5 protein-coding genes are annotated in these 5,818 nt (G+C 65.0%); all 5 read right to left on the bottom strand.

Translation table 11 applies throughout. The annotated features are described in order from the left end of the window. Positions 1-585: tripartite tricarboxylate transporter substrate-binding protein (locus JWR89_RS23135; RefSeq protein WP_299720485.1), on the bottom strand; the 585-nt coding region annotated here is incomplete at its 3' end. A 261-nt stretch (positions 586-846) separates the two neighbouring features. Beyond that, entirely contained in the window at positions 847-1,032 is a 186-nt protein-coding gene (locus JWR89_RS23130) for a formate dehydrogenase subunit delta (RefSeq protein WP_299720483.1), read from the bottom strand. A gap of 13 nt (positions 1,033-1,045) precedes the next feature. Continuing rightward, positions 1,046-1,888, bottom strand: coding sequence for a formate dehydrogenase accessory sulfurtransferase FdhD (gene fdhD / locus JWR89_RS23125; RefSeq protein WP_299720481.1), 843 nt, complete (start codon positions 1,886-1,888; stop codon positions 1,046-1,048). A 2-nt stretch (positions 1,889-1,890) separates the two neighbouring features. Continuing rightward, positions 1,891-4,800 (bottom strand): formate dehydrogenase subunit alpha, encoded by a 2,910-nt coding sequence (fdhF, locus tag JWR89_RS23120; protein WP_299720479.1) that lies wholly within the window; start codon positions 4,798-4,800, stop codon positions 1,891-1,893. Between the two features lie 200 nt (positions 4,801-5,000). Next, a partial coding sequence (locus tag JWR89_RS23115; protein ID WP_299720477.1) for an NADH-ubiquinone oxidoreductase-F iron-sulfur binding region domain-containing protein occupies positions 5,001-5,818 on the bottom strand: 818 nt, incomplete at its 5' end.

Below are 5,818 nucleotides of genomic sequence, written 5' to 3'. Positions count from 1 at the left end.
AATGTCGGTGATCACTTCGGGGCCGCCGCGATACGGCACATGGGTGGCCTCGAAACCGGCGGCGAGACGGAATTTCTCGGCGCTGATATGCACCGCGCTGCCGACCCCCACCGAGCCGAAATTGATCTGCGAGCCGTTGGCTTTGGCCGCGGCTACGAAATCCTGTACGGTCTTCCACGGCCGCGACATCGGCACGATCATGACGTTGGAGTTCGAGCCGATCATCAGCACCGACGACAGGTCGCGCGGGATGTCATAGGTCAGGTTGGGAAAGATCGCCGGCGCGATCGTCAGCGCCGCCGAATGCGCCAGCAAGGTATAGCCGTCGGGTTCTGCCTTCGCCACCGCCCCGGTGCCCAGCGTGCCGCCGGCGCCGACGCGGTTTTCGACCACGATCGGCTGGCCGAGCTCGGCGCTCAGGCGATCGAAAAACAGCCGCGGCACTACGTCGGTGGCGCTGCCGGCGCCGAACGGGATGGTGGCCTTGATCAGGTGCGAGGGCCAGCTGGCCGCGTCCTCGGCGTGCGCCGCACACGACATCCATACCGTCGCAGCAACCCACGACCACCGTAAAACATTCTTCATCACGCGCTCCAGTTGCGCCACCCAGGGGGATGGCGGGCCAGTTGATGGCCCAGAGCAGCAGCGTTGCAAGATTGGGGCCGGGGATGGGATGTGTTCACCTCTCCCCGCTCTTCCGCGGGGAGAGGTCGGAGCCGAGCGTCAGCTCGGCTCCGGGTGAGGGGACTATCGAGTGAAACACAGGCGGCCCCTCACCCGAAGTCTCGCTGGCGCGAGGCTTCGACCTCTCCCCGCGGAAGAGCGGGGAGAGGTGAAGAGAGCGCCTCAGTTCTTCAACGCGGCGAGCGCATCTTTCACGTTCGGATCAAGCCCTTCGCCGCCGGCGTCGAGATGCGCCATGATCTGCTTGCGCATGCGCGGATCCCAGAATTTTCGGATGTGCTCGGTGATCCCCGGCACGGCCTTCGCCACGCCCTGGCTATTGAAGAAAGTGCCGATCTGGTTGGCCATGTAGATCAGTCGGTCAGGCGACGTCGATGTGTGCATGGTGGTTTTCCTGCGCCGCCACGTCTGTCGCGACGCGGTGCGGATGGGTGAAGATTTCAAAGCCGTCGGCGCGGGCGATGGCGACCAGCGTGATGTTGGCGGATTCGGCCAGGCGGATGGCGAGCGCGGTGGGCGCCGATACCGACACCATTACCGACGCGCCGATCGCGGCGGTCTTCTGCACCATCTCGACGGAGACGCGGCTGGTCAGCAGCACCATGCCTTCCGACGCATCGACGCTGGCACGCGAGAGCGCGCCGGCCAGCTTGTCGAGCGCGTTGTGGCGGCCGACGTCCTCGCGCAGGCAGAGGATGCCGCGCACCTGCGTCCAGAACGCCGCGGCGTGGACGGCGCGGGTCTCGATGTTGATCTTTTGCAGCGGCGCCAGCGATGCCATCGCCGCCATGATCTGCTCTGGTGAAAACGCCCTGCCCGGCCCGACGATCGCCGCGGGCTTCACCGCCTCGGCAATCGAATCGATGCCGCACAGACCGCAGCCGGTCGGTCCGGCGATCTGCCGGCGCCGCGCGCTGATGCCCTCGGCGGTGTCGGACGCGAGCCACATCCGCAGCTCGATGCCATCGTCGAAGGCGACGGCCTCGAACGACTGGATCTCGTCCGCCGACTTCACCACGCCTTCGCTGAGGCTGAAGCCGACGGCGAAGTCGCGCAGGTTGTCGGGCGTTCCCATCATCACGGCATAGGTGCCGCCATTATAGGTGATCGCCAGCGCGGTCTCTTCCGGCACCGCGCGTACGCCCGTGCTGGCGCCGTCACGGCGCCAGATTTTTCGCGAAACCGAGCGTACCGGGTCGTGCATGGCTACTCCGCGGCTTCCACCACCGGCATGGCGATGCGGCGCGACTGCCGCGCCTGCTCGTCATATTCCTTCTGCCATTCCGACGGCCCGTTGGACGGCGAGATCTGCACCGCCGTCACCTTGTATTCCGGACAGTTGGTGGCCCAGTCCGAAAACTCGGTGGTGATGACGTTGGCCTGCGTCGTCGGATGGTGGAACGTCGTATAGACCACGCCTGGCGCGACGCGCTCGGTGATCAGCGCGCGCAACGTGGTCTCGCCGGCGCGGCTCTGCAGCCGGCACCAGTCGCCGTCGCGCACGCCGCGCATCTCGGCGTCGTGCGGATGCATCTCCAGCCGGTCCTCCTGATGCCAGACCACATTCTCGGTGCGCCGCGTCTGGGCTCCGACATTGTACTGGCTGAGGATGCGGCCGGTGGTGAGCAGCAGCGGGAAGCGCGGTCCGGTGCGCTCGTCGGTGGCGACGTATTCGGTGAGCATGAACTTGCCCTTGCCGCGCACGAAGCCGTCGATGTGCATCACCGGGGTGCCCAATGGCTGCTTCTCGTTGCACGGCCACTGCACCGAGCCCATTTCCTCCAGCTTGGCGTAGGACACGCCGGCGAAGGTCGGCGTCAGCGCCGCGATCTCGTCCATGATCTCGGACGGGTGGTTGTACTTCATCTCGTAGCCCAGCGCCTTGGCGAAGCCGAGAGTGACTTCCCAGTCTTCCAGGCCGTTCTTCGGCGACATCACCTTGCGGACGCGCTGGATGCGGCGTTCGGCATTGGTGAAGGTGCCGTTCTTCTCCAGGAAGGTCGAGCCCGGGAAGAACACATGCGCATAGTTCGCGGTCTCGTTGAGGAACAGGTCATGGACGATGACACACTCCATCGCCGACAGCGCGGCGACGACGTGTTTGGTGTTGGGATCGGACTGCAGGATGTCCTCGCCCTGCACGTAGAGGCCCATGAAGGTGCCGTCCATCGCGGCATCGAACATGTTGGGAATGCGCAGGCCGGGCTCGTCGTTGAGCTTGACGTTCCACATCGCCTCGAACTGCTCGCGCACCGCATCGCCGGAGATGTGGCGATAGCCGGGCAGCTCGTGCGGGAATGAGCCCATGTCGCAGGCGCCCTGCACGTTGTTCTGGCCGCGCAGCGGGTTCACGCCGACGCCGGGACGGCCGATATTGCCGGTTACCATCGCGAGGTTGGCGATCGCGATCACCGTGGTCGAACCCTGGCTGTGCTCGGTGACCCCGAGCCCGTAATAGATCGCGCCGTTGCCACCGGTGGCGAACAAACGCGCCGCTTCGCGCAGCTCCTTCGGATCGACGCCGGTCATGATCGCGGTGGCTTCGGGCGAGTGGTTGGGCTGCGCAACAAATGCCGCCCAGTCCTCGAACTCGCTCCAGTCGCAGCGCTCGCGGATGAAAGTCTCGTCGGCGAGGCCTTCGGTGACGATGACATGGGCGATGGCGGTGAGCACCGCGACGTTGGTGCCGGGCATCAAAGGCAGATGGTGCTGCGCCTCGATATGGGCGGAGCGCACGATGTCGGTGCGGCGCGGATCCACAACAATGAGCTTAGCGCCGGCGCGCAGCCGCTTCTTCAGCCGCGAGGCGAACACCGGATGGCCGTCGGTCGGGTTGGCGCCGATGATCATGACGACGTCGGTGTCTTCCACCGAGTCGAAATCCTGGGTGCCGGCCGAGGTGCCGAAGGTCGAGGACAGGCCGTAGCCGGTCGGCGAATGGCAGACGCGGGCACAGGTATCGACGTTGTTGTTGCCAAAGCCGGCGCGGATCAGCTTCTGCACCACGAAGACTTCTTCATTGGTGCAACGCGACGAGGTGATGCCGCCGATCGAATCGCGGCCATATTTGGCCTGGATGCCCTTGAACTTCTTGGCCGCAAAATTGAACGCCTCGTCCCACGACACTTCCTGCCAGGGGTCGGTGATCTTCTCGCGGACCATCGGGTTGAGGATGCGCTCCTTGTGGTTGGTATAGCCCCAGGCGAAGCGGCCCTTGACGCAGGAATGACCGCGATTGGCCTTGCCGTCCTTGTACGGCACCATGCGCACCACTTCCTCGCCGCGCATTTCCGCCTTGAAGGTGCAGCCGACGCCGCAATAGGCGCAGGTGGTGACGACGGAATGTTCGGGCTGGCCGATCTCGATCACGGCCTTCTCGGTCAGGGTCGCCGTCGGGCAGGCCTGCACGCAGGCGCCGCAGGATACGCATTCCGAGCCGAGGAAGCTCTCATTCATGCCGGGCGAGACGCGGCTCTCGAAGCCGCGACCGGAAATGGTCAGCGCGAAAGTGCCCTGCACTTCCTCGCAGGCGCGGACGCAGCGCGAGCAGACGATGCACTTCGAGGGATCGTAGGTGAAGTACGGATTGCTGTCGTCCTTCGCCATCCAGTGATCGTTCTCGCAATCGTGCGGCGAGTGATCGTGGGAATGGTTATGCGTTTTGGCGAAGACGTGGTTCTCGCCATCATAGCCATAGCGCACATCGCGCAGGCCGACCGCGCCGGCCATGTCCTGCAATTCGCAATCGCCGTTCGCAGCGCAGGTCAGGCAGTCCAGCGGATGGTCGGAGATGTACAACTCCATCACGCCCTTGCGCAGCTTCTTCAGCCGCTCGTTCTGGGTGTGAACCACCAGGCCTTCCATGGCCGGCGTGGTGCAGGAGGCCGGCGTGCCCGCGCGGCCCTCGATCTCGACTAGACAGAGGCGGCAGGAGCCGAACGCGTCGACCATGTCGGTGGCGCACAGCTTCGGGATCTGCGTACCCATCTCCATGGCGGCGCGCATGATGGAGGTGCCCTCGGGCACCGAAATGCTCTGGCCGTCGATGGTCAGCGTGACCATCTTCTCAGACTTGGAGCGCGGGGTACCGAAATCGATTTCATGAATGAGCGACATGATGTGCTCCTTTTAAGACTGAGAAGTCGTAAATGTCTGAGATGATCCGCAGAACCCACAGCCGTCATTGCGAGGAGCCGTTGCGACGAAGCAATCCAGTCTTCCCTTGCGGCCTTCTGGATTGCTTCGCTCAGCGAAAAGCGCCTTCGGCGACTTTCGCTGGCTCGCAATGACGGAGTATGGGGCGCGTGCGTACATAGTTATTCTGCTGCCTGGACCTGGGGCGCGGGCCCGAAATCTTCGCGAAAGTGTTTCAGCGCGCTCATCACCGGATACGGCGTGAAGCCGCCAAGCGCACAGAGCGAACCGAACTTCATGGTGTTCGACAGATCTTCCAGAACGGCGATGTTTTCACTAACGCGTTCGCCACGGCGGATCTTGTCGATGGTTTCGACGCCCCGGGTCGAGCCGATCCGGCACGGCGTGCACTTGCCGCAGGATTCGATGGCGCAGAACTCGAAGGCGAAGCGCGCCTGCTTCAGCATGTCGACGCTCTCGTCGAACACCACCAGACCGGCATGGCCGATGAGCCCGTCGCGGGCGGCAAACGCCTCGTAGTCGAACGGCGTGTCGAACAGCTCGCGCGGGAAATAGGCGCCGAGCGGGCCGCCGACCTGGACCGCGCGGACCGCCCGGCCCGAGGCCGTGCCGCCGCCGATGCCGTCGACGATCTCGCCGAGCGTCAGGCCGAAGGCCGTCTCGTAAAGGCCGCCGAACTTGACGTTGCCGGCGATCTGGATCGGGATCGTGCCGCGCGAGCGGCCGGTGCCGAAATTCTTGTACTGCTCGGCGCCCTCGGCGAGAATCACCGGGACCGAGGTGATCGAGATGATGTTGTTGATCACCGTCGGGCGATCCATGAAGCCCTTGTGCGCCGGCAGCGGCGGCTTGGCGCGGACCTGGCCGCGCTTGCCTTCGAGGCTTTCGAGCAGCGCCGTCTCCTCGCCGCAGACATAGGCGCCGGCGCCGACGCGCATCTCGATGTCGAAGGCCGGCCCGGTGCCCATCACCGACGGGC

It is taken from the genome of Tardiphaga sp. (assembly GCF_028290785.1).
GTDB lineage: Bacteria > Pseudomonadota > Alphaproteobacteria > Rhizobiales > Xanthobacteraceae > Tardiphaga.
This window is presented reverse-complemented; position numbering and strand designations above follow the sequence as displayed.